25 protein-coding genes and 4 pseudogenes are annotated in these 26157 nt (G+C 39.6%); 6 read left to right on the forward strand and 23 right to left on the reverse strand.

Translation table 11 applies throughout. The features are described from left to right. Positions 1-348: 348 nt before the first annotated feature. The 5 genes from Q5O24_06715 to Q5O24_06735 all read right to left on the reverse strand — a co-directional run bounded on the left by Q5O24_06715 (position 349) and on the right by Q5O24_06735 (position 7859). Complete coding sequence (locus Q5O24_06715; protein WKY49004.1) at positions 349-777, reverse strand: SoxR reducing system RseC family protein; 429 nt, start codon at positions 775-777, stop codon at positions 349-351. A gap of 108 nt (positions 778-885) precedes the next feature. Then, positions 886-1437, reverse strand: a complete 552-nt coding sequence (locus tag Q5O24_06720) for a DJ-1/PfpI family protein (protein ID WKY49005.1) — start codon at positions 1435-1437, stop codon at positions 886-888. 179 nt (positions 1438-1616) lie between these two features. Continuing rightward, on the reverse strand, positions 1617-4319 hold the full coding sequence (locus Q5O24_06725) for a calcium-translocating P-type ATPase, PMCA-type (protein WKY49006.1): 2703 nt from the start codon (positions 4317-4319) through the stop codon (positions 1617-1619). Between the two features lie 282 nt (positions 4320-4601). Continuing rightward, positions 4602-6077 (reverse strand): YdiU family protein, encoded by a 1476-nt coding sequence (locus Q5O24_06730; protein ID WKY49007.1) that lies wholly within the window; start codon positions 6075-6077, stop codon positions 4602-4604. A 237-nt stretch (positions 6078-6314) separates the two neighbouring features. Continuing rightward, on the reverse strand, positions 6315-7859 hold the full coding sequence (locus Q5O24_06735; GenBank protein WKY49008.1) for a helix-turn-helix domain-containing protein: 1545 nt from the start codon (positions 7857-7859) through the stop codon (positions 6315-6317). 155 nt (positions 7860-8014) lie between these two features. Between Q5O24_06735 and Q5O24_06740 the strand changes: the two genes are divergently transcribed. The 3 genes and pseudogenes from Q5O24_06740 to Q5O24_06750 all read left to right on the forward strand — a co-directional run bounded on the left by Q5O24_06740 (position 8015) and on the right by Q5O24_06750 (position 9523). Then, on the forward strand, positions 8015-8419 hold the full coding sequence (locus Q5O24_06740; protein ID WKY49009.1) for a hypothetical protein: 405 nt from the start codon (positions 8015-8017) through the stop codon (positions 8417-8419). Positions 8420-8509: 90 nt separating this feature from the next. Continuing rightward, on the forward strand, positions 8510-9082 hold the full coding sequence (locus Q5O24_06745) for a uroporphyrinogen decarboxylase family protein (GenBank protein WKY49010.1): 573 nt from the start codon (positions 8510-8512) through the stop codon (positions 9080-9082). 243 nt (positions 9083-9325) lie between these two features. Beyond that, positions 9326-9523 (forward strand): annotated as a pseudogene (locus Q5O24_06750) (Rrf2 family transcriptional regulator). Between the two features lie 107 nt (positions 9524-9630). Here the strand turns inward: Q5O24_06750 and Q5O24_06755 are convergent. The 5 genes and pseudogenes from Q5O24_06755 to Q5O24_06775 all read right to left on the reverse strand — a co-directional run bounded on the left by Q5O24_06755 (position 9631) and on the right by Q5O24_06775 (position 11442). Further along, positions 9631-9882, reverse strand: a pseudogene (locus tag Q5O24_06755) (hypothetical protein). Positions 9883-9900: 18 nt separating this feature from the next. Continuing rightward, positions 9901-10029 (reverse strand): hypothetical protein, encoded by a 129-nt coding sequence (locus tag Q5O24_06760; protein WKY49011.1) that lies wholly within the window; start codon positions 10027-10029, stop codon positions 9901-9903. A 351-nt stretch (positions 10030-10380) separates the two neighbouring features. Continuing rightward, on the reverse strand, positions 10381-10797 hold the full coding sequence (locus Q5O24_06765; GenBank protein ID WKY49012.1) for a hypothetical protein: 417 nt from the start codon (positions 10795-10797) through the stop codon (positions 10381-10383). Beyond that, a pseudogene (locus tag Q5O24_06770) lies at positions 10797-10955 on the reverse strand (DNA methylase). Before Q5O24_06770 ends, Q5O24_06765 begins: the two are co-directional and overlap by 1 nt. A gap of 268 nt (positions 10956-11223) precedes the next feature. After that, positions 11224-11442 (reverse strand): annotated as a pseudogene (locus tag Q5O24_06775) (transposase domain-containing protein). A gap of 155 nt (positions 11443-11597) precedes the next feature. On the opposite strand from Q5O24_06775, the gene Q5O24_06780 reads away from it, so the two are divergent. From Q5O24_06780 to Q5O24_06790, 3 genes are read left to right on the forward strand one after another with little or no spacing between them, the layout of a single operon-like run. Beyond that, positions 11598-12809, forward strand: a complete 1212-nt coding sequence (locus Q5O24_06780; GenBank protein WKY49013.1) for a site-specific integrase — start codon at positions 11598-11600, stop codon at positions 12807-12809. Then, positions 12806-13768 carry a tyrosine-type recombinase/integrase gene (locus Q5O24_06785; protein ID WKY49014.1) on the forward strand — a complete coding sequence of 321 codons (963 nt, stop codon included), beginning with the start codon at positions 12806-12808 and terminating at the stop codon, positions 13766-13768. The genes Q5O24_06780 and Q5O24_06785 overlap by 4 nt, the downstream gene beginning before the upstream one ends. Beyond that, positions 13755-14765 carry a tyrosine-type recombinase/integrase gene (locus tag Q5O24_06790; protein ID WKY49015.1) on the forward strand — a complete coding sequence of 337 codons (1011 nt, stop codon included), beginning with the start codon at positions 13755-13757 and terminating at the stop codon, positions 14763-14765. Before Q5O24_06785 ends, Q5O24_06790 begins: the two co-directional genes overlap by 14 nt. Before the next feature lie 73 nt (positions 14766-14838). On the opposite strand, the gene Q5O24_06795 is transcribed toward Q5O24_06790, so the two are convergent. The 13 genes from Q5O24_06795 to Q5O24_06855 form a co-directional block, all read right to left on the reverse strand. Then, positions 14839-16230 carry an IS66 family transposase gene (locus tag Q5O24_06795; GenBank protein ID WKY49016.1) on the reverse strand — a complete coding sequence of 464 codons (1392 nt, stop codon included), beginning with the start codon at positions 16228-16230 and terminating at the stop codon, positions 14839-14841. A gap of 187 nt (positions 16231-16417) precedes the next feature. Further along, positions 16418-18073 (reverse strand): IS66 family transposase, encoded by a 1656-nt coding sequence (locus tag Q5O24_06800; protein ID WKY49017.1) that lies wholly within the window; start codon positions 18071-18073, stop codon positions 16418-16420. 99 nt (positions 18074-18172) lie between these two features. Beyond that, positions 18173-18529 (reverse strand): IS66 family insertion sequence element accessory protein TnpB, encoded by a 357-nt coding sequence (tnpB, locus tag Q5O24_06805; protein WKY49018.1) that lies wholly within the window; start codon positions 18527-18529, stop codon positions 18173-18175. A 3-nt stretch (positions 18530-18532) separates the two neighbouring features. Beyond that, positions 18533-18892 (reverse strand): hypothetical protein, encoded by a 360-nt coding sequence (locus Q5O24_06810; protein WKY49019.1) that lies wholly within the window; start codon positions 18890-18892, stop codon positions 18533-18535. A gap of 19 nt (positions 18893-18911) precedes the next feature. Further along, the gene (locus Q5O24_06815) at positions 18912-19157 is read right to left on the reverse strand and encodes a hypothetical protein (protein ID WKY49020.1); all 246 of its coding nucleotides are present in this window, start codon (positions 19155-19157) and stop codon (positions 18912-18914) included. Positions 19158-19426: 269 nt separating this feature from the next. Beyond that, the gene (locus tag Q5O24_06820) at positions 19427-19618 is read right to left on the reverse strand and encodes a transposase (protein WKY49223.1); all 192 of its coding nucleotides are present in this window, start codon (positions 19616-19618) and stop codon (positions 19427-19429) included. Next, the gene (locus tag Q5O24_06825; protein WKY49021.1) at positions 19618-19806 is read right to left on the reverse strand and encodes a hypothetical protein; all 189 of its coding nucleotides are present in this window, start codon (positions 19804-19806) and stop codon (positions 19618-19620) included. Before Q5O24_06825 ends, Q5O24_06820 begins: the two co-directional genes overlap by 1 nt. A gap of 122 nt (positions 19807-19928) precedes the next feature. Continuing rightward, positions 19929-20147: a hypothetical protein gene (locus Q5O24_06830; protein ID WKY49022.1), complete on the reverse strand. Its 219-nt coding sequence runs from the start codon at positions 20145-20147 to the stop codon at positions 19929-19931. Between the two features lie 183 nt (positions 20148-20330). Then, positions 20331-20609: a YccF domain-containing protein gene (locus Q5O24_06835; GenBank protein WKY49023.1), complete on the reverse strand. Its 279-nt coding sequence runs from the start codon at positions 20607-20609 to the stop codon at positions 20331-20333. A gap of 90 nt (positions 20610-20699) precedes the next feature. Then, a complete protein-coding gene (locus Q5O24_06840) occupies positions 20700-21800 on the reverse strand; it encodes a hypothetical protein (protein ID WKY49024.1) in 1101 nt (366 codons plus the stop codon). A gap of 13 nt (positions 21801-21813) precedes the next feature. Then, entirely contained in the window at positions 21814-22224 is a 411-nt protein-coding gene (locus Q5O24_06845) for a DUF600 family protein (protein WKY49025.1), read from the reverse strand. Position 22225: 1 nt separating this feature from the next. Further along, on the reverse strand, positions 22226-22777 hold the full coding sequence (locus Q5O24_06850) for a DNA/RNA non-specific endonuclease (protein WKY49026.1): 552 nt from the start codon (positions 22775-22777) through the stop codon (positions 22226-22228). A 5-nt stretch (positions 22778-22782) separates the two neighbouring features. Beyond that, entirely contained in the window at positions 22783-25866 is a 3084-nt protein-coding gene (locus Q5O24_06855; protein ID WKY49027.1) for an ATP-binding protein, read from the reverse strand. Positions 25867-26157 lie beyond the last annotated feature (291 nt).

Raw genomic sequence — 26157 nt, forward strand, 5'->3', positions numbered from 1 at the left:
ATTAGCAAAATAGACAGATGTATTATTAGGATTGGTCGCTAATGCTGACATGTTTATATTGCATTAACTACCACTTAATAACAGAATTAAACATAACTTTTTCATGGAAAAACTTTAATCAATAAAAAACCACCTCATAATAAGGCGGTTTTAGTGTTTTGATATAACCTGATGTTTCTATGTGCAACATATAGAAAAAAGGGCTAATTATTGACATATTTCTGCTATTCGATTATAAAGCGTTGAATCCTAGTATAAAATATTTATAATATTTCATACTTTACTAGTTCTTTCAAGAATATTCTTTCTAATACATCCGAACTCTCAAATATTATTTTTAATTCAGCTCTAATGTTTGATCAATCGTTTCATCGTAAAAATCTCTTCCTTTTTCTTACGTCTTCTATTGTCATTAAATCTTATTGCTACAAATGTAAGGGCCAGGAAGCAAAAACCTACAAATGCTGATAAAAATTCATTTGGACTGATGCCAAGGCTATTCGAAATTATATTTGTCAAAAATATACCTAAAAGCATCATTACAAGCGGAACCAAATAGACCAGAAAAGCAGCTCCTAAAACCATATGGGTTGCTGATTCTACTTCCACATGATCTCCTATTTGCGCATCAAGATTATTTTTAACTTCGATTTCAATCATCCCCTGATTGCAATGACTACTGCAAGAGGCACATTTATCCCCACAGGCCGTACTTCTAGGGACTTGCAGGATGGCGCTTCCATTCTTCACCGCTACGATTTTTCCGTATTTTGTCATTGAGCTCACTTCTTTCTTATCAACTTAATTACATGCAATTGCCCCATTTTACCGTTATCTTCATGAGAAAGGTTGTGGTAATAATACATAGGAGGCCATTACACTTTTTTAGTAGAGAATGCTTTTGCGCAGGTTTTCTGCCTCACTATCGCCTGCTAAAGCCGACACCAGTTCAAGAGCAAAATCTACAGCCTTTGCTGGTCCTCGGGACGTGATCACATTACCATCGCGAACAACAGCGGTTTCCTGACAAATTGAATTAGGTAGATCTTTATCATAACCGGGGTAAGAGGTCACATTTTTTCCATCAATTATTTTTGCTTTTTCCAGAACAATTGGCCCAGCACAGATTGCAGCCACTAATTTTTTTGAAACATTCATTTCCTGGACAATCTTGATTACCCGCTGATCATCCCTGAGATTTGCTGCGCCAGGCATGCCTCCGGGGATAATGGCAGCGTCGTAATCCTCCAGATTTTTTAACGCACTGATATTTTTATCCGCTTTGACTTCGATTTGATGACTGCCTAAAACCTGCAGGCTGTCAGCTATGCTCACCATCTCAACTTGTATCGAATTAACTCTTCTTAAATAATCAACCACCGTTAAGGCTTCCACTTCTTCAAATCCTGGTGCTAAAAAAACTAAGACTTTCATCACTTGTCACCTCTTTAATTATTTCAATTCTTTCTTTATTCTAACAGAAATTCTTGTGAACTGGCAAAAATCTTCTCAATTTTCTAGACAGTAGTAAATAAAAAATAGCCAATTATTACTAATCGACTATAGAAAAAATCACTTTACTAATACCTGATACTGTGTCACTTAACTTAATGAATTTACCTTTTTACACTTCTCCAGAACAGCTTTATAATCTCGGACAGCACAAGCACACTAGAGGATAAACCAAATAATTTGAACCACATGACTAAATCTAGCGGAATTGTTCCAAAGAACGCCCCTGCAAACTGGATGATGATGACTTGGAGGGCAAATGTACTTCCTACCACTAAAAGCATTAGCTTGTTCTTCAGTAAGTTGACGAAGATACTGGTGCTATTTAATTCTCGACAGTTAAAGGAGTTAAATAGCTGGAACAACGCAAATAGTGTGAATAATACTGTGGGCATCTGCGACTCTGTCGCGCCAAGGAAGTTGAACACATATTGACAGAGAAAGACGATGGAGATATAACCGCCAGTGATGGCAATTCGTGTGAGCATGGCTTTTGACACAATATTTTCATCGCGTTTTGTGGGTTGACGATTCATCAAGTCGTCATAGTTTGGTTCAAGTCCCAAGGTCAGCGCTGGAGGTCCGTCCATAATAATATTGATCCACAGTAGTTGTAATGCGGTGAAGGGTGCTTTCAGTCCCAATAGGATTGAGGTGAACACAACAATAACCGAAGATATGTTTACAGTCAACTGAAAGGTGATAAACCGTTTAAAGTTCTCATAAATATTGCGTCCCCATTCTACTGCCTTGACGATGGTAGAAAAGGAGTCATCCAGCAGTACAATGTCACTGGCTTCTTTGGAAACCTCCGTTCCAGAGATACCCATTGCAATACCCACATCTGCATTTTTCAATGCAGGAGCGTCATTAATACCATCACCGGTAACAGCCACAACGTTGCCCTCTGCCTTTAGCAGCTTCACAACGCGCATCTTGATCGTTGGTGTGCTTCGAGCTATAACGCTGATTAAGGGAAGTTTTTTGGTCAACTCCTCATCACTCAAATCGGAAATATCATTGGCTTCAACAGCAATCGATCCATTGTCCAGAAGATTCAGTTCATTGGCAATGGCTGTGGCTGTGACTATATTATCGCCCGTAAGGATTTTCAAAGTAACCCCTGCCTCACGGCAGGAATTCACTGCTGCATATACATCTGCACGCAATGGATCGGAGATAGCTACAAAACCATCGAAGACCATGTTGCTTTCTATCTCATGATGTGCGGCCTCGCATTCATAATCTTGCATAGAGTGTAATTCTTTGTGGGCAAAGGCAATTACACGCATGGCTTTTTCCTGGACCTTAGTGATGAGATTTTCAATTTCTATCTTTGTATCGTTAGATAAGGCGCACATTGTGAATATGCTTTCTGGGCTTCCTTTAACATAAGAAATAATTTTCCCGTCCACTTTGGATATGGTAGTCATATGTTTGAGTTCAGATGAAAATGGGAATGCGTGTAGAATATCGTGATCTTCGCGCTCTTCACGGTAGGACTTTCCAGTATTTTGTCGTTCGACTGATTGCTCATAAAAGTTGAGTAGTGCACACTCGGTAGGGTTACCAATGAATGTGCCATTCTCACCAATATCAGCTGTTGTATTTAGACAGATGTTATGAATCAGCCAGTGAGAGGATAGTTCACTAGTATTTTCATGCCATACTGTATCGTAAAATGCACCTACTTTCATCTTGTTTTCCGTTAGTGTTCCAGTCTTATCAGAGCAAATAACGTTAATACAGCCTACAGTCTCAGACGCAATCATCTTTTTCACTAGGGCGTTTTGTTTGGAAAGTTTGATGATATTTATGGACAAGGAAACAGCAACTATGGTGGGCAGTCCTTCCGGCACAGCGGCTACAATTAGTACAATACTGGTGACGAAGGCTTCCATGACCTCTTCCAAAATCAAGCCTTCATGGGTGGCAAAGAAAATGAGTTGGGAGATAAATACGATAGAGGCTGCAATCACCCCTAGAATTGTGATGGTCTTACCTAGACGGGCAAGTTTTTCCTGCAAGGGAGTGCTGGATTGCTGCGTTTCAGTTAGCTCATGCGCGATTTTCCCAAACTCAGTGGAATCTCCCACAGCAGTAACAAGCATTTTGCAGTAGCCATTGGTGATGAAATTTCCGCAGTAGAGCATATTGGACCGCTCCGCAAGGGGCGTTTTTTCGTCCCCTATTTCAAATTCGGCATTCTTTTTCGCCGGTACACTTTCCCCTGTCAACGCCGATTCATCAGCGGTGAGACCCGTGCTTTCCAGCAGCCTGCCGTCTGCCGGAATTTTGTCGCCGGTAGAAAGCAGAAGAATATCCCCAACGACAATCTCGTCCTGACCAAGCATTATGGTGTTTCCGTTACGGATGGCCTTGACAATTGTGTTGTCGCTGATGCGGGAGAGGGCCTCAAAGGCTTTTGCACTTCTGCCTTCCATGACAACAGTAATAATAACAGACAATGAGATAGCAGCAAAAACACCGACAACCTCCAAATAATCGGCTTCACCGCCAGTGACGCCCCTGATGATGTTCACCGTTAGTGCAATGATCCCAGCCATAATTAACATTATAATCATTGGTTCTGTTGCAGCGTTCCAGATACGCCGCAATAGTGATTCTTGTTTCTGCATTGTTAGCACATTCGTGCCGAACTCGAGTCGGCTTTTCTGAACCTGTTCTTCTGTCAGCCCTGATACTGAATTGGAATTTAAATGTTTCAGTAGGGTTTCTTTTTCTTCAATAAATTCGTTCATTCTACAAGCTCCTTGTATTGATTCCAACAAAAAAGACTCAAGCATGGTCTATACCATACATGAGTCAAAATAAAAAGACCATGCACGGCAAATAAGCTATACATGAGTCTCGTTCTTTAAGACAAGCCAGACCAGATGGTCAGTATGTTGACTTGCCACACAAAAATTCGCGCAAACTACTCCCTCAAGTGAGTTTTTAAGTTTTCTAATGAATTATAACACAAGTCATATTGATAAGGCAAGTAGTATGCAATAGCAACTTTAAATTATGGCTTCTCGTAGTACAGTTTATTTTCAAATATGCTTTTGGTAGATAGTTAACTTAAATCACGTCCCACAAAATGTCTTGTAGGGATGGTTTGAATGTTCGGGTGGTTTCATATATTCTTTATCAGGCAAATGCTCACCGTATGGTGTTTGAAGGATTTTTACTAACTGCTGCAAGGGCTTTAAATCATCCTGCTCGTCAGCTGCCTGTAAAGCTTTTTCGACCTGATGATTTCTCGGTATGACCATCGGATTCGATCGTTTCATTAAATTATAGATGTCTTGTTTTGTCTGCGCCTGTTTTATCTGCCGGGATTGCCATCGACTAAACCAGGTTTTAAATGCTTCACTTTCATATAATTCAGATGACTTGGTACGTTTCAGCGTTAAATCAACAAATGTATTTGTATAATCTGCCTGATACTGTTTCATTAATCCCAACAAATCGGTGATCAACTGCTCGTCTGCCGGTTCTTTATTGGAAATTCCCAGTTTTGCTCGCATTCCCATGAGCCAGTTCTTCTGATAAATGGCAGCATAACTACGTAGTGATGCTTCTACTAGTTCAATCGAATGCTCCTGATTTTCATCGATTAAGGGAATGAGGGTTTCAGCCAACTGAACTATATTCCATATGCCTATATTGGGTTGATTATGATAGGCGTACCGGCCCAGCTGATCAATGGAACTGAAAACTGTTTGCGGATCATAGGCATCCATAAAGGCACAAGGCCCGTAATCGATGGTTTCACCGCTGATGGCTACATTATCGGTATTCATCACGCCATGTATAAAGCCTACCAGCTGCCATTTGGCAATCAGTGAAGCCTGCTCTTTAATTACGGCATCCAAAAAGGCAAGATAAACATTTGCTTCTGCCTTAATCGATGGAAAATGCCGGTTAATGGCATAATCAGCCAAAGCTTTGACATCGGCAAGCGTTCCCCATTGAGCCGCATATTCAAAAGTGCCTACCCGAATATGACTGGCGGCCACGCGGGTTAGAATCGCCCCCTTAAGCGGTTTTTCCCGATAAACCGGATCTCCAGTTGAAACGACCGCCAAACTGCGTGAAGTCGGAATTCCCAGATAATACATTGCTTCACTAATGATATATTCGCGTAGCATCGGTCCCAGAGCTGCCCGACCATCGCCATTTCGTGAAAAAGCGGTTGGGCCTGAGCCTTTCAGCTGGATATCAAATCGCTCCCCTGTTGGCGTAATCTGTTCACCAATTAGCATTGCACGACCATCACCCAGCATCGTGAAATAGCCAAATTGATGACCGGCATAAGCTTGGGAGATGGGTTTAGACTTGTCCGGTAGGGTATTGCCGGCTAAGATTCTGGTCCCGGCTAAAGACTTTAGGGCGTTAGCATTTAAGCCGAGAGATTTAGCTAAAGTCTGATTCAGGATCATCAGTTTTGGATCACTGACAGGATTTAATTTAATCGGGCTGTAGAATAACTGAGGCAATTCCGTGTAAGTGTTTTCCAGATTCCAACCTATGTTATTTTTTTCAATCATAATAATCATTCCTTATATTATTAAGTAGTTATTTAATCCCCTCTCCAAGGGTTATTTGCTACATTGATTGGGATGTTGTAATGTGTCTTTTAATTCTTACCTATCTAAGAATTTTCAACACGATGCCGGTTTTATCATTTTAAACCGTATACCCCAATCAGTTATGGGCGACCGCTTCTTTGATTAGCCTAAAGGGTGCTATTTTCGTTTGTTCAAACCATATGATCCGGATATTTCGAAACATATCTATTCTATTGATGCTATTAACGCAAATGACAACATCAGATAGGCTCTTTGGTCAAAATCATCCATGTCGATTCCAGTTAAGGCTACAATTTTTTTTAAGCGATAAAAAAATGTGGTGCGGTGAATACAAAGCATTTCCGCAGTGTGCGAGCCATTATATTTCTCTTCAAAAAAAGTTTTAAGTGTCAAATAAAGCTCTGACTGTTCCTTTTCATCATATTCCATGAGTAGTTTTAGTGCCGGATGATAAATCTGATGAAGTGGTAATTCCAAAGTGCACTGTTCTTTAATATAATTAAAGGAATAGTCTTGAAAATGATAATACCAAAGCATATTGTCTCTATTTTCTCCAATGGTTAATGCTTTGTCTGCTTCAAGACTGTAGGCACGCAGATCAAAAAAATTAGCAAACTCATTGCTGATGCCAGCCTTGCAAACATTTTCTCGTAAGAAATACGGTAGTTTTCCAAGGAACACTGAGGTGTTATCCCCCAAAGTCAGATTTCTGATACAAAAAATACCCTCAGGTAATTTAACGGCACAGCATTCACAGAACGAATTTTCAATTTGTGAACAGAAATATTCGAGGGAAATTCCGGTATTATTTTTTAAACTCAATTGAAATTTTATCATCTGGAAGTTATGGCCTTGTTTCCAGTTACGATAAACCAGTAGCTCTTTAGGTCTTTCCACAGTTGAAACGGATCCGCTTATCAACTTTTTTAAAGTGTTGCGAAATTGAATATTATCTGAATAATCTTCCAAAGAATTAAAATATCGCTTGTAAACCGATGTAATCGCCTGGCCTAATCTCTGTACAAGAGTAAAGTCTCCCTGTGAAGGATTCAGACCAATATATTGTGCCATTAGCCTTGCAGTATATTTCCCCTGATAAAAAATATTATAACATAATAAGACTTCATCTTTGATAAAGGATGGATATACAAAGACCTGAGTTTCCTCAAAAGTTGCCGCAAAGTTATTGTCAAAAAGAAGCGAATTTACACTATCCAACGGAGGTCTGGTACCGAGGCCTGTCCACGATTCATTATGTGCTAGAAATCCTTTAGTATAAGCTATATAATTATACTCACTGTCAACAATAAACAGTTCCATATTCATAAATTCGAGACTGGCATTTATCAGAAAATCTAGATTTTTTGTTGTACTAGTGAAGTCTGACAGCATCCTTTCCCATTCGCCAAACTGACTGAAAATTAACTGCAACTGGTTTGACAACTTGATTGGGCTGATCAGTTCGTCAAAATAAATTATATTTTTGTTTTGCCATTCTGTTTCTATTTTTCCAATGCATAAGAGTGTGCAACCATCAAAATAATCAGATTGCACATCAATTAAACTTTCCAAGACTGCTTTATCGATAATAATTGCATAATCTTTTAGAACTTTTGAGTCACTAGTCCAAATATGAGTTCCCTTTAATGGCACCTCTTCGAAATTTTCTCTATTCCCGTTTAATGGCATCAAATGATATAACGAAGTATGCGTTAATTGACGCTTAATAATGCTCATTGTTATACTCATAGCCTCACCTCTCTTTACTGCAAACTGTAGTATAAAAATCGTAAAAAGTCAACAACTGACGGATATACAAGTCTTGCTTCTAGATGATACAATCCAACTAAATCAAACAGTACATGGCCATAACTGTTGAATCCTCTAAAAACAAGGAGTAAAAAATGTCAAAAATACCATTTAATGAAAATGAATTAGAAGTGATCGGTTCCCTATCTGGTGCCGCTTTTCAGCAACTACGCGCCCCCAAGTTTAAGACACCGGTGACCCCAAAAGAAAATTTTGAAATGATGTTAGCGGGAAAACAGCCTTATTGGCTTCCATTTACTACAGATGTACAGTTCTTCAGCCCGCGACTGATTGTTGATAATGTGGTATGCGGGATTGTCATGGATGGTGATACACCAATGGTTTCTGAAGACTACAGCGGTACTGGATTTTTCGGTATTGAATGGCAGTATATTGAATCGGCTGGTGGTGCTATGGAAAAGCCGGGAATTCGACGACTTGAAGATATTTGCGATTGGGAGAAAGAGCTTGTTTTCCCGGATCTGGATGCCCTTGATTAGGAAGGCAGTAAAAAAGGAAATGAAGCGTGGTTTGATCGCAATAACCGTCTGCTTGAAATCCGTATGCTTTGCGGATTCTGGGAACGACTAATGTCTCTAGTTGGTGTCGAGAATGCCGCGATGGCATTAATTGATGATGATGAAAAAGAATGTGTAAAGGGCTTGTTTGATGCATTATGCACTTTCTATGACAAACTAATTGATAAATACAAAACATACTATAACCCGGATATTATTCTGATGCATGATGATTGGGGAACTCAGAGAGCACCATTTTTCTCACCAGATACCACCCGGGAAATGCTACTACCTTATATAAAACGTATCGTCGAATCCTGTCATAGCCGTGGTATTATATTCGATCTGCACAGCTGTGGATTTAATGAGTCCAATGTGACTGTTATGCTTGAGGCAGGTGTTGATATCTGGACCGGTCAACAGATGAATGATACAAAAAAACTGATTGAACAATTCGGCGATAAAATAGTTTTTCAGGTAGAGGCTCCAGTTTTCCTCCCAGGCACGCCAAAAGAAGAAATTATCAAAACCGCAGAAACTTTTTTTGAAACTTATAAGGATTGCCGAACGGCCTTCATTGTTTACTTTGCAGATCCAACTTTTCACGAAACGATTTACCGATTAAGCCGACAATATTATAAATAAAATTTTCTTCAAGCATCATCTTCTAAGAGAATGATTCACACTTTGAGAGCTGGATCGTTCTCTTTGTATATTTTATTTTGATATTGTGTTTTGAACAAAGCTGCCCGAACAAGTGGTCTGAACATTTTTTATCAGTCATCAAACTTCATTACAAAGCCGTTATCGGCACCATACAAAAAACCGCCTCATAACGAGGTGGCATTTATTAAATGTATTAATTATTACGTACGATTTTGCAGTATTGCATCGACCTTATTTCAGTTAGCAGAGATCCGCCAAAATGAAATTCTTTTCGATAAAGAAAATCTTCCTGATACCTATACAAAATGCCCCTGTCTGATCTAGGTTGTCATGCTGGAGGCTGAAGACCGAATACGTCAATATTTACAACAAAAAACACTGGGTTGGCTTCATCAACAGGTCAAAAAAAAACTGCCTTAAGAAGTCCGACAAGCAACAATCGACTGGTTCAACAACAGCCGAGCGAAAACTCAGCATCAGTGACTTATTTTATATAGTTTACAGTTTTAAATCACGATTTCAAAACTTTATCCTTTAATAAAAAGAAATCCACCCAAACAAAGCAAAATTCCAAAAACCTGCTTTGCAGAAAGCTGTTCTTTATAGAAAAAGACGCCAACAATGATCAGCAAAACGGCCACCGCAATATTGGCAATCAATGAACTGCTGCTGATTTTAAAACCATTGCGATACAAAAAAATATAGCCTAACTCAATACCGACAATTGCAAAGCCCAGTAAATAACTACATGAATTAAGACTTAAAAAATCTTCTCCTAATTTGTGATCACTGAAGAGCTAGATACCAAAGGTCATGATCATTGCCACAGCATAGGCCACATAAAGACTTAAATAGGCATTCACCTGGGGCGGTGTAATTTTCACCAGATTATGATACATAACATTAGATAGAATAATAATGACCATCGGGATGTATAAAGTGGCTTGTATTATTGCTCCTTTTCATACTGCTAAAAAAAGGCATCCGTCATTGAACCTTATGATGTATCTCTACACCGTACCTACAGTTCAATGAGGATGCTTTCACTGTTTTCACCCGGTGATGAAAACAAGTATGATTTTTTATTCATTATAACACTATGATTATTCGCTGTCTAGAAACCATTTTTGAAATAAATCCCTTTTTATATCCTTCTTTCGATCATAAGGAAGACTCTTTAAATATATATAAAGATGACTGTTTTTAACCATTTTTTTGTGTGTAGTATTTTATTCTTTCACAGATTGATTATAGCTATATCGTCGCTTCACTATGTCTCAAGCATTGGTGAACATCTCCCCATTTGTTTCAAATATATTCTCTGCAGGAATTTTGCTTTTGTCCAGCATCATAACGATATGATTGTAAACATCAATCTTTTTGACTGCACAAGCAACGATGATATAGCTGCCACCGTCCTTCATTTCGTCCGGCTGAAAGTAGGTGATGGATACTTGGGGCTGGCTGGCAATCTGCATGGCCAGCAGATTCAACCGCCGCTCAATCTCTGCTTTAGCATCCTCAGCCAGGTCTTTGCGCTTCTGAGTTAGCCGTTCTGTTTCCACGATCGCGGCCCCATATCGGGTAAGCGCGGCAAAGGGCGAAAACTGAGCCGCGCGTTCGGTAATCGGCATCGGGGTGCGGGAAGTTGAAACATGATGAGGCAGGTGGATAATATCATCATATGAACCCATTATACTTTATGTCCTCCAATCTGATCATTTCGATCCCTTGTGGTGGCCCCTTCTTCCAGATTCATGCCCTTGAGGATTGCGTTCTTACCGAATTTTTTCTTAATGTTGAGGATAGATTTTTTCATTTCTTTCTCTCTTTCAAGCTCCGCTTCTTCCGCTGTGATAAAGTTGAATCTTGTCTATCAACCATATATTACTTCTAACTCCTTTACAAAGCCTTTCTATCGCAATACAAAAAACCACGTCATCACAAGGTGGTTTAAATTGTATCAATTTTTGAGTTCTTATTTGTCTAAGCACGCAAAAAATAATACAATTTAGCGTAATGGACTATTACGCTAAATTGTTTATTTGTAAGCGTCCAATAAAAGCATGTACAAAAAATAAGTATGGCGGCCTAAAAGCCGCCATTTTCTATTTACACTATTAAACTTTACACATAGTCTGAACATCAGCATTCCAGGGAAGCAGCTGATCCAGCAGAGTTTTGTCTTCATGGAATGGAATCGCTGGAAGCTTTGTCAATAAAAATTCCAGATATTTATAGGGATTCAATTGATTCGCTTTGGCAGTTTCAACAATCGAGTAAACAATCGCACTGGCACTCGCGCCGTCAGGACTGCCTGCGAAAAGCCAGTTCTTTCTTTTATGTGCTTAAGCACATAAAAGAAATTATGTACTCAACTAGGTTATGTGCTGAATATGAAATAAAATATTTCTGGAAATTAAATTTTTCGAAACATCAGCACATAACAACATAAGCATATCTTGCTATTATAAGCAAAAAGGAGACAATGCTTATGGACTGTGAAATGAAATGTAATGATTCGTTAATAAACTTTGAGGTCTATTTAAAGGAAAATGGTTATTCTAAAAATGTTATTCCGATGTATATACGAACAGTTCGGACATTTTTAAAAACCAATGAACTATTCTGGTCTTCATCAAAAGATACTGTTGAACTTAAATCTAATTTTTCAGATTATCTGAAAAATCAGCCATTGAATAGTCAAAAATCTATGATTCAGGCTGCGCTTCATCTTTTCTACTATTTTATTAGTGGTGAACAGTTTAACAGACGCCTCAATAGTAAGGATTTTAATTTTAATCCGTTGATTGAAACTGAAATTGAACGATTTCAAAGGTACTTAAAAGAAGTTGCCGGTCTCAGTAACAATACAATCATTTCTCAATGTAACACCATCAAAATATTTCTTTATAGCAATTTTCAGAAAACAGAATTTTCACCTGAGAAAATAACGGCTGATCTTGTTCGTATTCATTTCACCCATACGCTTGGCCATGTTTTGCCATCATCGAAGAAAACAATCATTACCAGAATAAGGAGTTACATACGTTTTCTTGAATTTAGCGACGGATTCAGAGCAGATGAAATATTAAAATTGCCGATGACATCTCCAGTCTGGCGTCGTTCAGGGTTGCCCAAAATTTTAACCGATGACGAGTTGAACCGTCTTTATAGTGTCTATGATCAAACAGAGCCGACAGATATCCGCAATTATGCAATTCTTCGCAGTTTAAAAGATTTGGGTTTGCGTTGTTCAGAAGTTGCAGGGTTAACGTTAGATGATATTAACTGGCCTCAGGGAACAATGCGAATAAAAAACACCAAATCTCATTCTGAAAGATTGCTTCCATTACCGGCAATGACTGGTCAGGCACTTGAAGCATATTTGTTAAAGGTTCGCCCCGTAACCGAAGAGCGAACTCTATTTGTAAGGTTTAAAAATGAAACTGGTTTTCCAATGGGAGTATCGCAGATCCGTCAAACTGTAAGAAAAGCAGCAACCAAAGCTGGGCTTGAAAATTTTACGGGTACTCATATGTTAAGACACACAACAGCGAAAAAAATGATTAATAATGGTACCAGTTTGAAGACAATTGCAGATATTCTTGGGCATGAATCCATTGAAACGACCAGCATTTATACAAAAGTCGACATTGTTCAGTTACAGGAAGTGGCTGGTATATGGCCTGAGGTAATAAAATGAACGCTCATCTCATTACCAGGCAAGTAGAAGACTATATTGCTTACAAAAAAGGTCTGGGCTATCAGATCAAAGTAGAATCGGGTGAATTAAGACGCTTTGCTGCGTACACTCAATCCATTGGCTACGAAGGTTCATTAACTGTTGAACTTGCTTTTCAGTGGGCGATGCTTAAACCCGAATATTCACGCTGGTACATGGCAAGAAGGATGGAGACAGTCCGGACATTTGCAAAATATATTTGTGTTTTTGATCCAGATGCACAAATGATTCCCAAAGGTATGTTCGGGAAATGTCATGGCAGAACAACTCCTTATATTTTTTCTACCGAAGAAATTTGCACCTTGATGAAAGAAGCAACAAAGTTATATTCCCCTGATGGGCTGAGACGACTAACCATAGCAACCGCAATTGGTCTTTTATGGGTTACTGGGATGCGGCCGAATGAAATCTGTCAGCTAATAAATAGCGATGTTGATTTGGTAAATGGTCAAATTCTTATAAGGGAAACAAAGTTTTTTAAAAAACGGCTTCTTCCTTTAGATGAAACAACCATTGCTGCACTTAAAACATATGTAACAAACAGAGATCAACTTCGAAAATATTTTTCGGATGAACATTTTCTGATTATGACTGGTGGTCAGCAATTGAAGTTACGTAATCTTGAGTATGCAATGCAACTGATCAGAACAGTGCTTTTATCAGAAACCCAGAATTGGGTGCATCGACCACCCAGACTTTATGATATCCGCCATTCATTTGCATGCCATACTTTGTTAAAATGGTTAAAAAGCGGAATTGATGTAAATGCCAAAATACTTTATCTTAGCACTTATCTTGGTCATGTTAAGGTAGCCGATACTTACTGGTATTTGACGGGTACCCCAGAGTTGATGGACTTTGCTTCTTATTCTTTTGAATGTTTCTTTTATGGAAACGTCGGTAAGCATGATGAAAAGTAAAGATTTTCAGAGCCTGCTCCAACGCTATTTCGTGGAAAGACTGATTAATCAGCAAAGGGTTTCCCCTTGTACCATCGAATCCTATCGTGATACATTTCGAATATTCTTGAAGTATATGCATGATGTGCAGCATATAAAATCAGATAAAATACAAATGGAAGATCTCAATGCTGATACTGTTGTTGAATTCCTGAATTATCTGGAAAAAGTCAGAAAAAATCAGGGAAAAACTATTAATAACCGTCTTGCAGCTATAAAAGCATTTATGGATTATGTTTCCTATCAATTTCCAGAATCTTTGGAATTAGTTCGTAGAATCAAAGCCATTCCTTTTCGCAACATCGATAAAAAAGATATTTCTTATCTTACAAAAGATGAAATAGATTGTTTGCTCAATGCCTGTAATATCAAAAATTCAGAGGGTAAACGTGACTATCTGATGGTGTTACTACTTTATAATTCCGGGATAAGAGTATCTGAAATGATCACTATCCAGGGGAAAGACATTATTATTTCTGATAATGACCGCAGTCATTTAAGGATTATGGGAAAAGGTAGAAAAGAACGAATCGTTCCTTTGTGGCAATCAACTACAAAATACCTCATTGAATATTTGCAGTTCAATAAAATTTCGGATCATGACTATCTGCTGTCTGGCAGAAATGTTAATCATTTGACCCGTTCGGGCGTTCGTTATCGAATTGACTGTATTGTTAAAGTCGCATCAGAAAAAAATTCGAAATTAAAAACCAAAAACATAACGCCACATGTATTTCGCCATTCAACAGCAATGAGTCTGCTCCAGGCAGGCGTTGACCTTTCCACAATTGCAATATGGCTTGGACATGAAAGTATAGAGACGACTCACAAATATATGGTTGCTGATATAACGTTAAAAGAAAAAGCGCTAGACAAACTTAATGAACCCAACGTGAATCAGTCAAACAATCGATATCATGCTACCGATGATATTTTGCAATTCTTAAACTCATTATGATAATTAGGTTATGTGCTGGACCGATAGAAAAAACGTCTGACGAATCAATTTTTGCCCAGTTTCAGCACATAACCTAGTTGAGTACATAATTTCTTCCTACCGTGAAGGGGCGGATGCTGTTTTCAGCAAGATTATTAGAAATCTCGCAATCCCCGTCGTCCAGATATGTCATCAGTAAAGTTTTCTGATTTTTTACATACTGCAAAGCTTTACCAATTTTAGACCGTAATAACACCACTTCAAGATTGGTATCAACCCACGCCCAAAAGGCCTCCAAAACAGGGATTTCCTGTTTTAGACGCTGAACTCGCCGTTCTTCAGACGTTAAATTTTTCAGGGTTTCTTCAATTTCAAAAAGTTTGTTGCAGTAGGCAATACCCTGTTGCGGCAGGATAGCGTCTGTGCTTTTAGTCGTTTTAGGCATGGCATCGACAAAGTAACGTCGTGCATGACTCCAGCAAAGGCACCTTTTAACATTTTTAACAACGCCATATCCTGAGTAAGCATCGGTATGCAGATATCCTTGATAGCCACTTAAAAATTCTGTGGCATTCTTTCCGGCCCGTCCGGTCCGATACTTAAAAATTCGAATCGACTGATCAGTCCGTGAACCGGAGGTGAATACCCACATATAAGATTTAGCGCTATTGGGGCGCCCTTCCTCCTTCATGACCTGGATCGGTGTTTCGTCGGCATGCAGATGCGTTTGCAGCAGAAGCTTTTCGTGAAACCGGGATACCATGGCGCCAAGCCATTCATCGGATATTTTTACAATCCAGTTGGACAGGGTGCTTCGTGAAAGTTCCATCCCCAGATTTTTAAAGTCTTTTTCCTGCCGGTATAGCGGCACATGGTTGACATATTTCTGATACATGATCCAGGCGACACTGGATGGACTGGCCATGGAATGCTGGAGCAACGGTTCGTTCGCTGGCGCCTGAATGTGGTAAGGCCGACCTTCTTTACGGCAGGTCCGACACTCCCAGGTCTCCTGATAGATGTGAACCAGTTTTAAGGTTGCCGGAAGATGTTCGATCTCTGTCCGCAAATATTTTTTCCCGGCATAATTGAGTTCAGCTCCGTCGGCAGGACATATTTGACGGTCTTCCGGTAGTGAATAAATCCGGTCTTCTTCAGGCAGATTGGCCAGCGCTTTTTCACGGGAGTAACCGGCACGGGTTTTCTTTTGTGTAATGACAGGTTCAGGCTCATCTGCGCAGGCTTCGATTTCTGCTTCATCAAACTGACCAAAAGCCAACTCTTCCATAACAATCTGTCCCGATATCACCGATGTTTTTTCACTCTTTTTCCCAAACAGCTTGCGGGTTAAAAAATCCAGCTGTTCCCGAAGTGCTTTTGAGTCGGCATTCATCTGTTCAATGGTATTATTCAGCGCTGCAATTGTTTCATTCTGCCGCCTGATCACATCAAGCAGGACTGTATTGTCAGTTGTTTTTTCAACCATTGAACCTGAACCCTTTCATCGATTTTTTATGATCTTATTATACCATAAACTGGTCTGATTCACCATGAAAAAACCTCTGAAACAGCCTAAATATAAGGTAAGCGTCAAATACAAACCACATAGAAAAGAAGCTCGACATATGAGATAATGATAAAAATCATCTCGCAAGTCGAACTTCTTTATTGGTTTATTGATGCTGATTAGTTTGGGCCAAGGACTGGCGGCAGATCTCGGGCAGCTGATCGGACCAGGGAAGAAAAGGTTCCAGTGCGACCTCGTCATCGCAGTTTATATCCGGCAGACGTTCAAAGAGAAATTTGAGATATTCATAAGGGTTGAGCTCATTAAGTTTGGCACTCTGGATCAGGCTGAAGGCAGTGGCGGAAGCTTTGGCACCATTGGCTGTTTTACAGAAAAGAAAGTTTTTTCTGGCCACAACAAAAGGCTTGATCTGTTGTTCGGCAATGTTGGTGGAAAGTTCACATTGGCCGTCAAGCAAAATGTTTTCCAGTACAGTCTGGTGTTTGAGACTGTAGTTGAGCGCTTTTCCAAAGGCGCTTTTGGGAAGGGTATTCTGCGACATTAATTTTACCCATGCGAAATAAGCTGTCATCAGCGGTTTAAGCTCTTTTTCCCGTCGCTCCTTACGCTCTTTCGGGGTCAGGTCTTCTTTTAACAGCGCTTTCTCAAAGACAAACATTTCACCTATCATCTGAACGGCCTGCCAGGCTTCGGTTTCGGTTTTTATAGTCCCTTTTGGCAATGCTTTTAGCGCATCAGTGTATTGACGTCTGGCATGGGCAAAGCAGCAGACCCGGGTAATATCGGTTACGCTGTTATAGCCGTCATAACCGTCCGTTTGAAGGATTCCTTTGAAATTTTCAAGGAAATTTTTGGGGTGTTTGCCACTCCGGGACGGCTGATATTCAAACAACGCCATGGGTTTTCCGTATTTCCCGGGACGATACAGCCACATATAGGCCTTGCTGGTACAGGCTTCCCCATCTTTAGTCAGAACTTTCAGTGATGTCTCATCAGCCATCAGAAAGCTTTCTTTTTCCAGATGTTTTTTCATCAGCCGGTAGAGGGGTTCAAGGTAACGCTCACTGCCTTTGATGATCCAGTTGGACATCGTCGCGCGGGACAGTTCAATGCCAAAGTGTTTAAAGGTCTGCTCCTGCCGGTAAAGAGGCAGGGCTGCCGCAAATTTCTGGTATAGAATATAAGCAAGCAGACTTGGCGAAACAAAGCTGCCCGAAATAACCGGATTGGGCGCTTTAGCTGTAATAATCGGCGTTTTGATCTCATGATCCTGACAGTGTCGGCAGGCATACACTTTTCTGACATGTTCCACCCGCACCACTTTGGCGGGAATCACTTTGAGCTCCTGGCGCACTTCCTCCTTCATCTGATGCAGTGAATGGTCACACACAGGGCATACTTTCTCATCTTCATTAAGATCATAAACAATGCGTTCAACCGGCAGATCATCAAAAGAATCCCGGTTCAGTCCCCGCTTTTTACGGCGGTGGGTAGCCACTTCGATGGATGGTTCTTCCTGCTCAGGGCGTTTCGTCACCTCCGGCTCATTAAAAAAAGAGATCTGGTTTTCAATTATGACAGTGTCAGCGGATTTGCCGAAGCGCTTCTGGGCATTCAGACGCAACTGTTCTTCGTACCATTTAATTTTTGCCTGCGCTTCTTCAAGTTCTGAATTCAGCCGAGTGTTTTCACTCTGAAGTTCAGTGATGACAGATAAAAAATCCAGTGCCGGATCTTGTGTTTCTGTTTCTGTTAAACTGTTTTCTTTACCCATCTGATGCTTATACCGCTTTCCTGTCATTATCCACTCCAATTACTTATGATTGGCATAATATCGCCGTTTTATGATGCTATTATACCATAGATCAGCTGACAAAAAAAGCTTTTTCAACCTTATTTTTCAGATTAAAATCCGCTGTTTCACTGGCGGATGCGCCTGTTTTTCATCAAGGGTCAGTCCATCCAGCAACCACCGGAAACTTCTTTCAGTCACAACAATGGAAGGGGCACCACTTTTTTCCGGCCACTGGAAACAGCCGTTTTCCAGACGTTTATAATGAATCCAGAAGCCGGTCTGATCCCATACCAGGATTTTAATCAGATTCCTGCGTTTATTGCAGAATGCAAACAGGTGCATGGAAAAGGGATCTTCTTTCAGAACTTCCCTGACAATCAGGGACAGTCCATCGATACTTTTTCTGAGATCGGTGGCTCCCAGAGCTATATGCACATTTCCGGAGTTGAGGCCTGTCAACATGGATCAGGCCTTTCTGATTGCGCTAATTATATTTGTAAGATGATTCTCTGAAAATTCAGGCGGTATCATAACAACCACATCTGAAATCCGGATTTCTATTACTTTTGGGGTTCCAGATAAAGGTTTTTTAAATGATATTTCCGGCGCAATAACAATTCCGGCAAAGTTGACTGTTTCTTCGGCAAACTCCTGGGGTTCCAGATCATTTAGATCCCGGTTTGCTTTGCTGATTCTCAGTTTCCAGTATCGGAATGCACTCAAAGCAAGATTATTCTTTTCGCACCACTGCCGCTGCGTCAGTCCACTTGCCAATTGTGCTTTGATCCGCTCTTCCCAGAGTATCCGATTTTCACTTTTCTCCATAAAAAATACAATCCTTCCTTTAATAGTTTGAAAGAATTGTATCAGTTTTTTTATTTGGTTGGTATGTGGTCTGTAATTGACGCTTACGTTTGTTCATATAGTCATATGCTGCTGACAGTGTTCGAGAGTAGCCCTGCTTTTTTATTTCGCGAAAGATGTCTTTGCGGATCTTTCCGGATGTCAATGATTTTATAATGTAATCATAATATTGGTCAGCCCCGCTTCTCAGTTCCCAGCCACATAATGCATCAAAATCTCCGTTCATATATTTGCGAACCGTATTTATGTTGCAATGTAAAATTTTTGCAATTTGTCGGGCACTGAATTTGGCATTGATGTGTTCTTTAATTGCATTGAAGCGTTGAACCCGGTTGTCATTATAACTTTCCGGTTTTACCGGAACATCATTTTTTTAGACTCGTTGTTCTCAACTTTTTCTTCTTGATGACATTGATAATACCTCTGGTTAATCGGTATTTTTATATCCGCTGGAACAACTGTTTTGAGTGCATTCTGAACAGCCTCCAGCAGATTCTAATGAAGATGAAACCGGTCTGCAATCTGCATGGCATCAGGAAGAATTTCTCCAATAGCAGAAGCATAGGCCCCGGCCCGGTCTCGAGTGATGCGCTTAACCTGTTTGTTCTGTCGCAACCAGAACTTGAGCTTGTTGCTGTCGCGACCATTAAGAACGGCAACCGGTTTGTGTGTAGTTTCATCAACAATTACTGTCCCATATCGACTTCTTTTTTGAAAGCAAAATCATCGATACCGATTGTCTCACCACAAACTGGATCTGGCTGTGCTTCATAACGTACTGTCAGCAAGCAGATCACACTGTCCCCACTGATATGCAGGTTCATCGCCTGACAGATTCGTGCATATCCTTCACAGCTCGTTTCCATTGCCAGCATACAGATGAAATCTTCGCTGCGCTAAGTCGTTCTTCGGTTGGCGTTGAGAAAACCATTAAATGTTTCGGCGACAGTTTGAACTGGATAGTCTTCATTTTTACAGCTGTATTCATGGACTTTAATCATGAGCTGAACATTTTCCCCAGTATCGGAAGATCCTGTACTGTTCTTATATAAGTGCCATAATAATGTTCAAGTGTTTGATGACACCTGGGACAAACATAAGTTTTAGAAACAGCTTTCATATGAATAATGATTTTATCAGTCTCAATTACTTCCGTGATCTTTAAAACATCGGATGGGAAGTAATGATCCAAAAACAGAGTATTCGGTGAATCCATTTTTACCACCCTTTCAATCTATTTGTTGCTTTTATTATATCACTTTTGGTTTAATAAATCGCTTAATAGATGGATTTTTGCGGAAGAACTCTGTCACTTCATAATATTCAGCAGTTGGCATAAGCATAAAACTTATTATCGCCATAACAATAATTGTAACTTTGTTCTTCACCAATCCATTCTTTACATAACCATAGCTCCAAAAGGAGTCAACGATAATCTAGCAATCTTAAAGTGCTGTTTTCCAAAAGGAATGCCAACAATTGTACAGCACAAACTAACACCGATAACCACATTGGTAATTGCCAAAGGTAAACCTGTAATACAAATCCACAGTAGATTCAACAAAAAATTTTCCGACCTGCTGGAAGAGCTTAAAACGTATTTTCCGAATGGGAATAAACAAAGATTACCTATTTTAAAGCATTTTTTTTCCACTGGTATTCCAACAATCGTAAGCATCCATAGCAGTCCAGCCACATACCAAGATAGCCCCAGTAAGAAACCAGATTATTTTGCCGACTAAGCTCACCAATACTCACATTCCTTCTATCAATCTACAATCTCATCTGGGAAGAAGTATTTCTCGTTTGCACCATCATCAAGATAATCGTTTCCGTTCTCCACAAGAAAATCTTCAATATAATCATAATCAATTCGCATTCCTCGTGCTTGTGGATAATAAGATGCCTCCCAAATATGTGTTGTTTTCATCATACTATCTGGTTGCAACATCCCACTAATAAATACACCGTCATCTTTAATCCCCCATGTCGGATCAACATGATAATACTGTCCATCCAACTTAACAAGATTCCACATATGCCCGGTTTTTAAATCTTCTTTTAGGAAACCACTGATACACATACATTCGACATTTGCCTCGTCCATTAGAGTTTTAAAGGCCCATGCTAATCCGCCACATATCCCACGAAGTTCAATAAGCGGTCCGTATGCAAGATGTGGAATCGGATCTGAAGGTGCTTTCCCCGGATTACTTTCAACCTCATCAAAAGCTCTTTGATCATAGCAGCATTCTTGTGTAAGATAGCTTAATGCCAAAAATGGTTTTACGAACTGAGGAACTTTTGCCCTACCTAAAATCTTTTTCCATATGTTTTTCGCAGAAAATATAGCTTTACCTTGAAGTTGTCGAAGTTCTGGCAAATGAACCACGTAATTGTATCCTATCCTACAGAGCGTCATTTCCGATATCTTATCAAATGAACTAGTTTGTGTATTCCAGCCATTTATTCCCTCGTAGGAACTAAGAAGTTTACCTATTTGATCGGATAACTTTGTTCCTATAACATTTGGATCTGCAGTTACAAGTAAAATCTGCTTAGGATTTCCTTTTTCCAGAATGGTCGATACATCCCAATCACCAGAATCTACAAGAATATCATCTAAAGAATCTGGACATTCATCCTGGTATGTGATAGTAACATCATAATCATACATTATTTGCACAAGACATTTTTTTGTGTATGAATACTGGTATCCAGATAGGAAAGCAAGTAGACGAGGATCTTTCTTAAGAACGTTTTTAAACACACTATCTAGTGAGCCAACGCAATGCTGCAATCTAACCTGTCCCTGTTTTGAGGTCATAGCATTTATCAAAGTATCTTCAGGAGAAGTAATAATTCCCATTTCTTTTCACCTTTCAATCCAAATACTTGCTCTGCCAGTTCATTATGAAACGTGAATCATAATTATTAATTGCTTCGTATCCGTAATCAGCATTATATGAGCCATCACTTTCAAGTACATAGCTAATTGATGTCCATGGATCATTTACCGCCTCACATAAACTATGCAATTCTTTACACAAATCTACTATATCAATAATGGCATCGTCATATTTGTCATCATCCCACGACAGTTTAACTAAATCAGAATAGTCATCTGATCCTGCATTCAGTGCAAAAACCTGAAGATGTGTAACTCCAGATGTCTCAATAAAGTATCCAACCACAGCTTTTACCCAGCTTTTATCCAATACAGGCAGGATTGAATTTCCGATTCTCTGCATTAATTGATTTAATTCTTGCTCGTTTTCTCGAATATTTGACATATCATTTTCCTTCTTCCTGATTGTGAATTCGCTTAGTTTCATTTCTGGTAAAACCATCTTTATCTGTTATTTGATATTTTACGATAAAATCAGTAGGGCGAGTAGAATCTCCAGAGTATCTACATAGGATTTTCACATCCACTGTACTACCTTTGTCAATTTCAGCTGCCCAGTCGTCTTCCAACTCTTTATATTCAACGCGATTAACATGACTATCCATAGGAACCAGATTATCGACCTTTTCGGATCCTCCAAAACGACGTCCTATCAAATGCCCACCTTCATCATTTTCCAGACGATATTCCCCTCCAGCGCGTACCTGATGTGCGGTATTTCTTTTTCCATCTTCAAGCCTCAGATAACCTTCACATCTGGTAATTCGTCCAAGTTTGTCCGTTTCATAACTATAACCATTGGCATCATAGTTTTCGTCTGGCCTCAGAGTATATGTAGAAGCAAAGTGTTCCTTTTCAAGTTGCTTTCTTCCTGATTCCGCTTCTATCAGTTCTTCAGAATCTCCTAAAATATCTTCTTCTGGATTATGCTTTATCATTCACATCACTTCCTTCCACCTGTGCTTGAGCTAAAGTGCTTAATGGATTTCAGATAATTGTGAGTATTAGCATAACGTTTATCAGATCCGAAGCGAATTCCATAACGCAAAAGGATACCATCATATATTTCCCAGAAATACTCAGCTCTGGAAGCATCCAACGGCCACCTGTATGCTCTTGCTGGATCACATTCTTCCGGCATATACAAATATCTAGCTATACCGCTTCGAACATCCTTCTCCCACTTTAAAACAGCACGTATTTCCTTTGTAGTCAACGGATCCAATGTCATCGTCGTATTCACACCATTAAGTGAGAAGATTCTCATAACACTTTCTAAACACACAAAATCGAAGACGAAATCGAAGAATTCTCTTCTAAGATCTTTTAACCTCTTAGCTTTAATGTATTCGTCATTATTCTCCAAGAAGACTTGTACCTCATCCAGAAGCTCCTGTTGTTTAGACTCTGGTAAAACGGGTTTAATCGCACCTGGTCCTTTACACAGAAGATCTAGTAATTCCTGAATATCATCGTAAATGCTAAATATATTTCCATCCTGGATATTTTGATACATCAACTGAACAATAGCACCCTGAATCCTCGTGTAAGTACCATAATCCAAAATAGGACTGCTCTTTGCACGATATCTCTTATCCCAGATATCTCCCATTCTAGCCAAAAGGGTATCCGTCCATCCTGCATGGAAAATAGCCGCAACTCCGATATCGAGTCTACTTAACTCTCTGATCTGATTGTCATTTAAACTTAACGCAGCACCTATCTCTTCGCAGTCATTTTTGGATGGCAGTCTCATACAAACCTTAATTGCAGTGTTTTTGATAGCAGCTTCATCAACAGCTCCAGGGGACTGATCAATTATCATAAATCCTTCACCTGCACTTCTCATTTCTGCAATACATCTGCACAGACTACCAACCGCAGCCCCTTGAACATTACCAGAATCAACGCTTGTTTCTTTCGAACATCTCTTAAGAATGTTATGTGCTTCTTCGAGCACTGTAACATGAACCAGACTGCTGTTTGGTCCAGTTGTTACCGTCTTACGATAGTTCTTTAACTTAATAATCAGGATTCCCATTATCAAAGATCGAGTCTCATCAGAACCAATGCTGCTCAAATCAATGATTGTATTCTTGTTAAATAATGTTACATCCGGAATGCCAATGCTTCTACCAAAAATCTTCCCCTCATAACCATTGCAAAGAGAAGATACTCGATTTAATAATGCTCCCTTATAATCACCCTTCGTCTGTGCGGAATAAGGAGATTCATTAATAATTCTTTCGAGAACTTTAACTAGATCAGAAAAGACAGGGAATTTGCTACCTCTGTTAATAATTCTCTCTGAATGCTCAAGATCCCAGCCATGATCAAGATACACTTGTTCAAATGCCTTTTTTAAGAGGCCCGGCATAGCGCCGTATAAAGGCCAGCAAGCACTAACAACCTGAACAATATTATCAAGATGCTCACGTATATGAATACCTGCACTAAACTCGAATGGATTAATCTGCAAGAGTCTATAAGGAGTTTCATCTGCAGTAAATATATTAATGCCCGGTAAATCCGCAAATTCAATCTTATATTCACCTTTGGCAGGTTCAATAACAAGGAATGGTACCTTATTATCAATCAATTTTTGAAGAATATTATACGTTGTATTACTTTTACCAGATCCAGAAGCACCACAAATAAACATATGTGATGCAAATGTATCCAGATCCAGGAATGTTTTCGTTTTCTCTTCCAGCCCCATGTGGTAAATATTTCCGAATAAAACCGAACGTTTTACTCTTCTTTTCCACTTTTCTGGAATATTTCGTCCGAACTCGGCCATGCTATCAGCAACGATTCCCGGAACAGATTTTCTAGGCAATCCCATAAGTGTCGGGATTTCTTTTCCGCTAATCATCATAGCAGGGGTGATCTTTTCAGTCTGATATGGTGTTGTAGTTGTTTTACCAGTCCCATCTGTAATCTGCTGAAGCATGGTGAGATTAATCACTGGATGCTGAAGATTAGAAATGTATTCTAAAACGCGTTCTCGCTCTGTTGGATTCGTTACATCCCACTGATTGTAATATGCTCTAGGTGCAGCCTGAGAATCACCGGAAAACAGTGCAGCCAGTGTACTGGTTCCCATGGTTGCTGTGGCAACATCATCCGCAATCACATAACATGCACTATTCCACATACCAAATGTCTGACTCAAATTCATACGCTTAATATGCTCTTCGATTTTCGTTAGTAAATTCTGAACAGCTTTATTGTCTCTGTTTAAGGTGATTGAACGATTTGTTCCGGTTGTAGTTCCGGAACTCTGCCCATCTCCGCTTCCATAACTGTCAGATGAAGATGTGCTAGAGCTAGTTCCAGTTGACGTTCCATTTGCAGTTGATGTTCCTGTAGAACGTCCCGATCCAGAATTAAAGTGAATATCAAATAATTCGTATCCATGACCACTATTCGAACTTCTACCCTCGGAAACACTATTTGTATGCGAAGTACCAAACGATTTAGAAACCGATCTACTAATAGAACTATTAATGTTGCTTGAAATTGAGTAATTTACGGAATCCGAATCACTTTCACCATATGAAGCTGTTTCTTTTGCATATGGAGATAGGGAAGTATAGAGTGCCTCTAAACCTTCCAGACACTCCTCCATTGCATCAGGAGACACCCGCTGTGATAAAACAACCAGTGTATAGCGATGACCATTCATCGCATCAACAAACTTCTCATATCCTTGAGCGCTATATTCCTTATCATGCTGGCGCTCGTCTTCACGTCTGCTAGGGATCATACTTAACGAACGTACTGTTCGACTTGTAGATATGGTCCCAACCATTCCGCAAGAAGCTAAGAGTTTGTTTTTTTCACCATCACTTAACTCATCAATTTCACATCCCGGAAACTGACCTCTAAGATTATTCGCCAGTAATCCACCAGCAACTTTTCCATTACCACTAGTATTGGTGCACAAATACAGTTTTGTAGTATTACCGTCGCTCTGAAGAATCAGCGAAACAATCCCTCCAAAACTATTTAACGCAGAATACACGCTAACAAGCTTCTCAAAAGAATTCTCATCCTTGTTATACATAAGCTTTGTAATCTGATATACTGCAATACCCGATAGACCACTTTGTATGATATTAAACTTACACGCCTCACTCGTATATAAACTTTCTGATGTTGCCGGAGACAACATTTCTAAATGCCGACTATTCACATATAAGCTAGCAACGCGAAGATTATTCTGTAACAATGATAGCTGTGTTACATCCATCAGCATCTTTTTGACCTGTCTTTGTTTTGTCCCGTCCGAATTGCCAATAGGCATCGGAGATCC

The organism is Eubacteriaceae bacterium ES3, from assembly GCA_030586155.1.
GTDB lineage: Bacteria > Bacillota > Clostridia > Eubacteriales > Eubacteriaceae > Acetobacterium.

Excerpts from the sequence above, each read along its gene's own strand:
- Q5O24_06715 (WKY49004.1), bottom strand. The coding sequence starts at position 777 with ATGACAAAATACGGAAAAATCGTAGCGGTGAAGAATGGAAGCGCCATC.
- Q5O24_06725 (WKY49006.1), bottom strand. The coding sequence starts at position 4,319 with ATGCTTGAGTCTTTTTTGTTGGAATCAATACAAGGAGCTTGTAGAATG.
- Q5O24_06730 (WKY49007.1), bottom strand. The coding sequence starts at position 6,077 with ATGATTATTATGATTGAAAAAAATAACATAGGTTGGAATCTGGAAAAC.
- Q5O24_06735 (WKY49008.1), bottom strand. The coding sequence starts at position 7,859 with ATGAGTATAACAATGAGCATTATTAAGCGTCAATTAACGCATACTTCG.
- Q5O24_06740 (WKY49009.1), top strand. The coding sequence starts at position 8,015 with ATGTCAAAAATACCATTTAATGAAAATGAATTAGAAGTGATCGGTTCC.
- Q5O24_06745 (WKY49010.1), top strand. The coding sequence starts at position 8,510 with ATGTCTCTAGTTGGTGTCGAGAATGCCGCGATGGCATTAATTGATGAT.
- Q5O24_06760 (WKY49011.1), bottom strand. The coding sequence starts at position 10,029 with ATGGTCATTATTATTCTATCTAATGTTATGTATCATAATCTGGTGAAA.
- Q5O24_06765 (WKY49012.1), bottom strand. The coding sequence starts at position 10,797 with ATGGGTTCATATGATGATATTATCCACCTGCCTCATCATGTTTCAACT.
- Q5O24_06780 (WKY49013.1), top strand. The coding sequence starts at position 11,598 with ATGGACTGTGAAATGAAATGTAATGATTCGTTAATAAACTTTGAGGTC.
- Q5O24_06785 (WKY49014.1), top strand. The coding sequence starts at position 12,806 with ATGAACGCTCATCTCATTACCAGGCAAGTAGAAGACTATATTGCTTAC.
- Q5O24_06790 (WKY49015.1), top strand. The coding sequence starts at position 13,755 with ATGATGAAAAGTAAAGATTTTCAGAGCCTGCTCCAACGCTATTTCGTG.
- Q5O24_06795 (WKY49016.1), bottom strand. The coding sequence starts at position 16,230 with ATGGTTGAAAAAACAACTGACAATACAGTCCTGCTTGATGTGATCAGG.
- Q5O24_06800 (WKY49017.1), bottom strand. The coding sequence starts at position 18,073 with ATGACAGGAAAGCGGTATAAGCATCAGATGGGTAAAGAAAACAGTTTA.
- tnpB (WKY49018.1), bottom strand. The coding sequence starts at position 18,529 with ATGTTGACAGGCCTCAACTCCGGAAATGTGCATATAGCTCTGGGAGCC.
- Q5O24_06810 (WKY49019.1), bottom strand. The coding sequence starts at position 18,892 with ATGGAGAAAAGTGAAAATCGGATACTCTGGGAAGAGCGGATCAAAGCA.
- Q5O24_06815 (WKY49020.1), bottom strand. The coding sequence starts at position 19,157 with ATGAACGGAGATTTTGATGCATTATGTGGCTGGGAACTGAGAAGCGGG.
- Q5O24_06825 (WKY49021.1), bottom strand. The coding sequence starts at position 19,806 with ATGCTGGCAATGGAAACGAGCTGTGAAGGATATGCACGAATCTGTCAG.
- Q5O24_06830 (WKY49022.1), bottom strand. The coding sequence starts at position 20,147 with ATGGATTCACCGAATACTCTGTTTTTGGATCATTACTTCCCATCCGAT.
- Q5O24_06835 (WKY49023.1), bottom strand. The coding sequence starts at position 20,609 with ATGCTTACGATTGTTGGAATACCAGTGGAAAAAAAATGCTTTAAAATA.
- Q5O24_06840 (WKY49024.1), bottom strand. The coding sequence starts at position 21,800 with ATGGGAATTATTACTTCTCCTGAAGATACTTTGATAAATGCTATGACC.
- Q5O24_06845 (WKY49025.1), bottom strand. The coding sequence starts at position 22,224 with ATGTCAAATATTCGAGAAAACGAGCAAGAATTAAATCAATTAATGCAG.
- Q5O24_06850 (WKY49026.1), bottom strand. The coding sequence starts at position 22,777 with ATGATAAAGCATAATCCAGAAGAAGATATTTTAGGAGATTCTGAAGAA.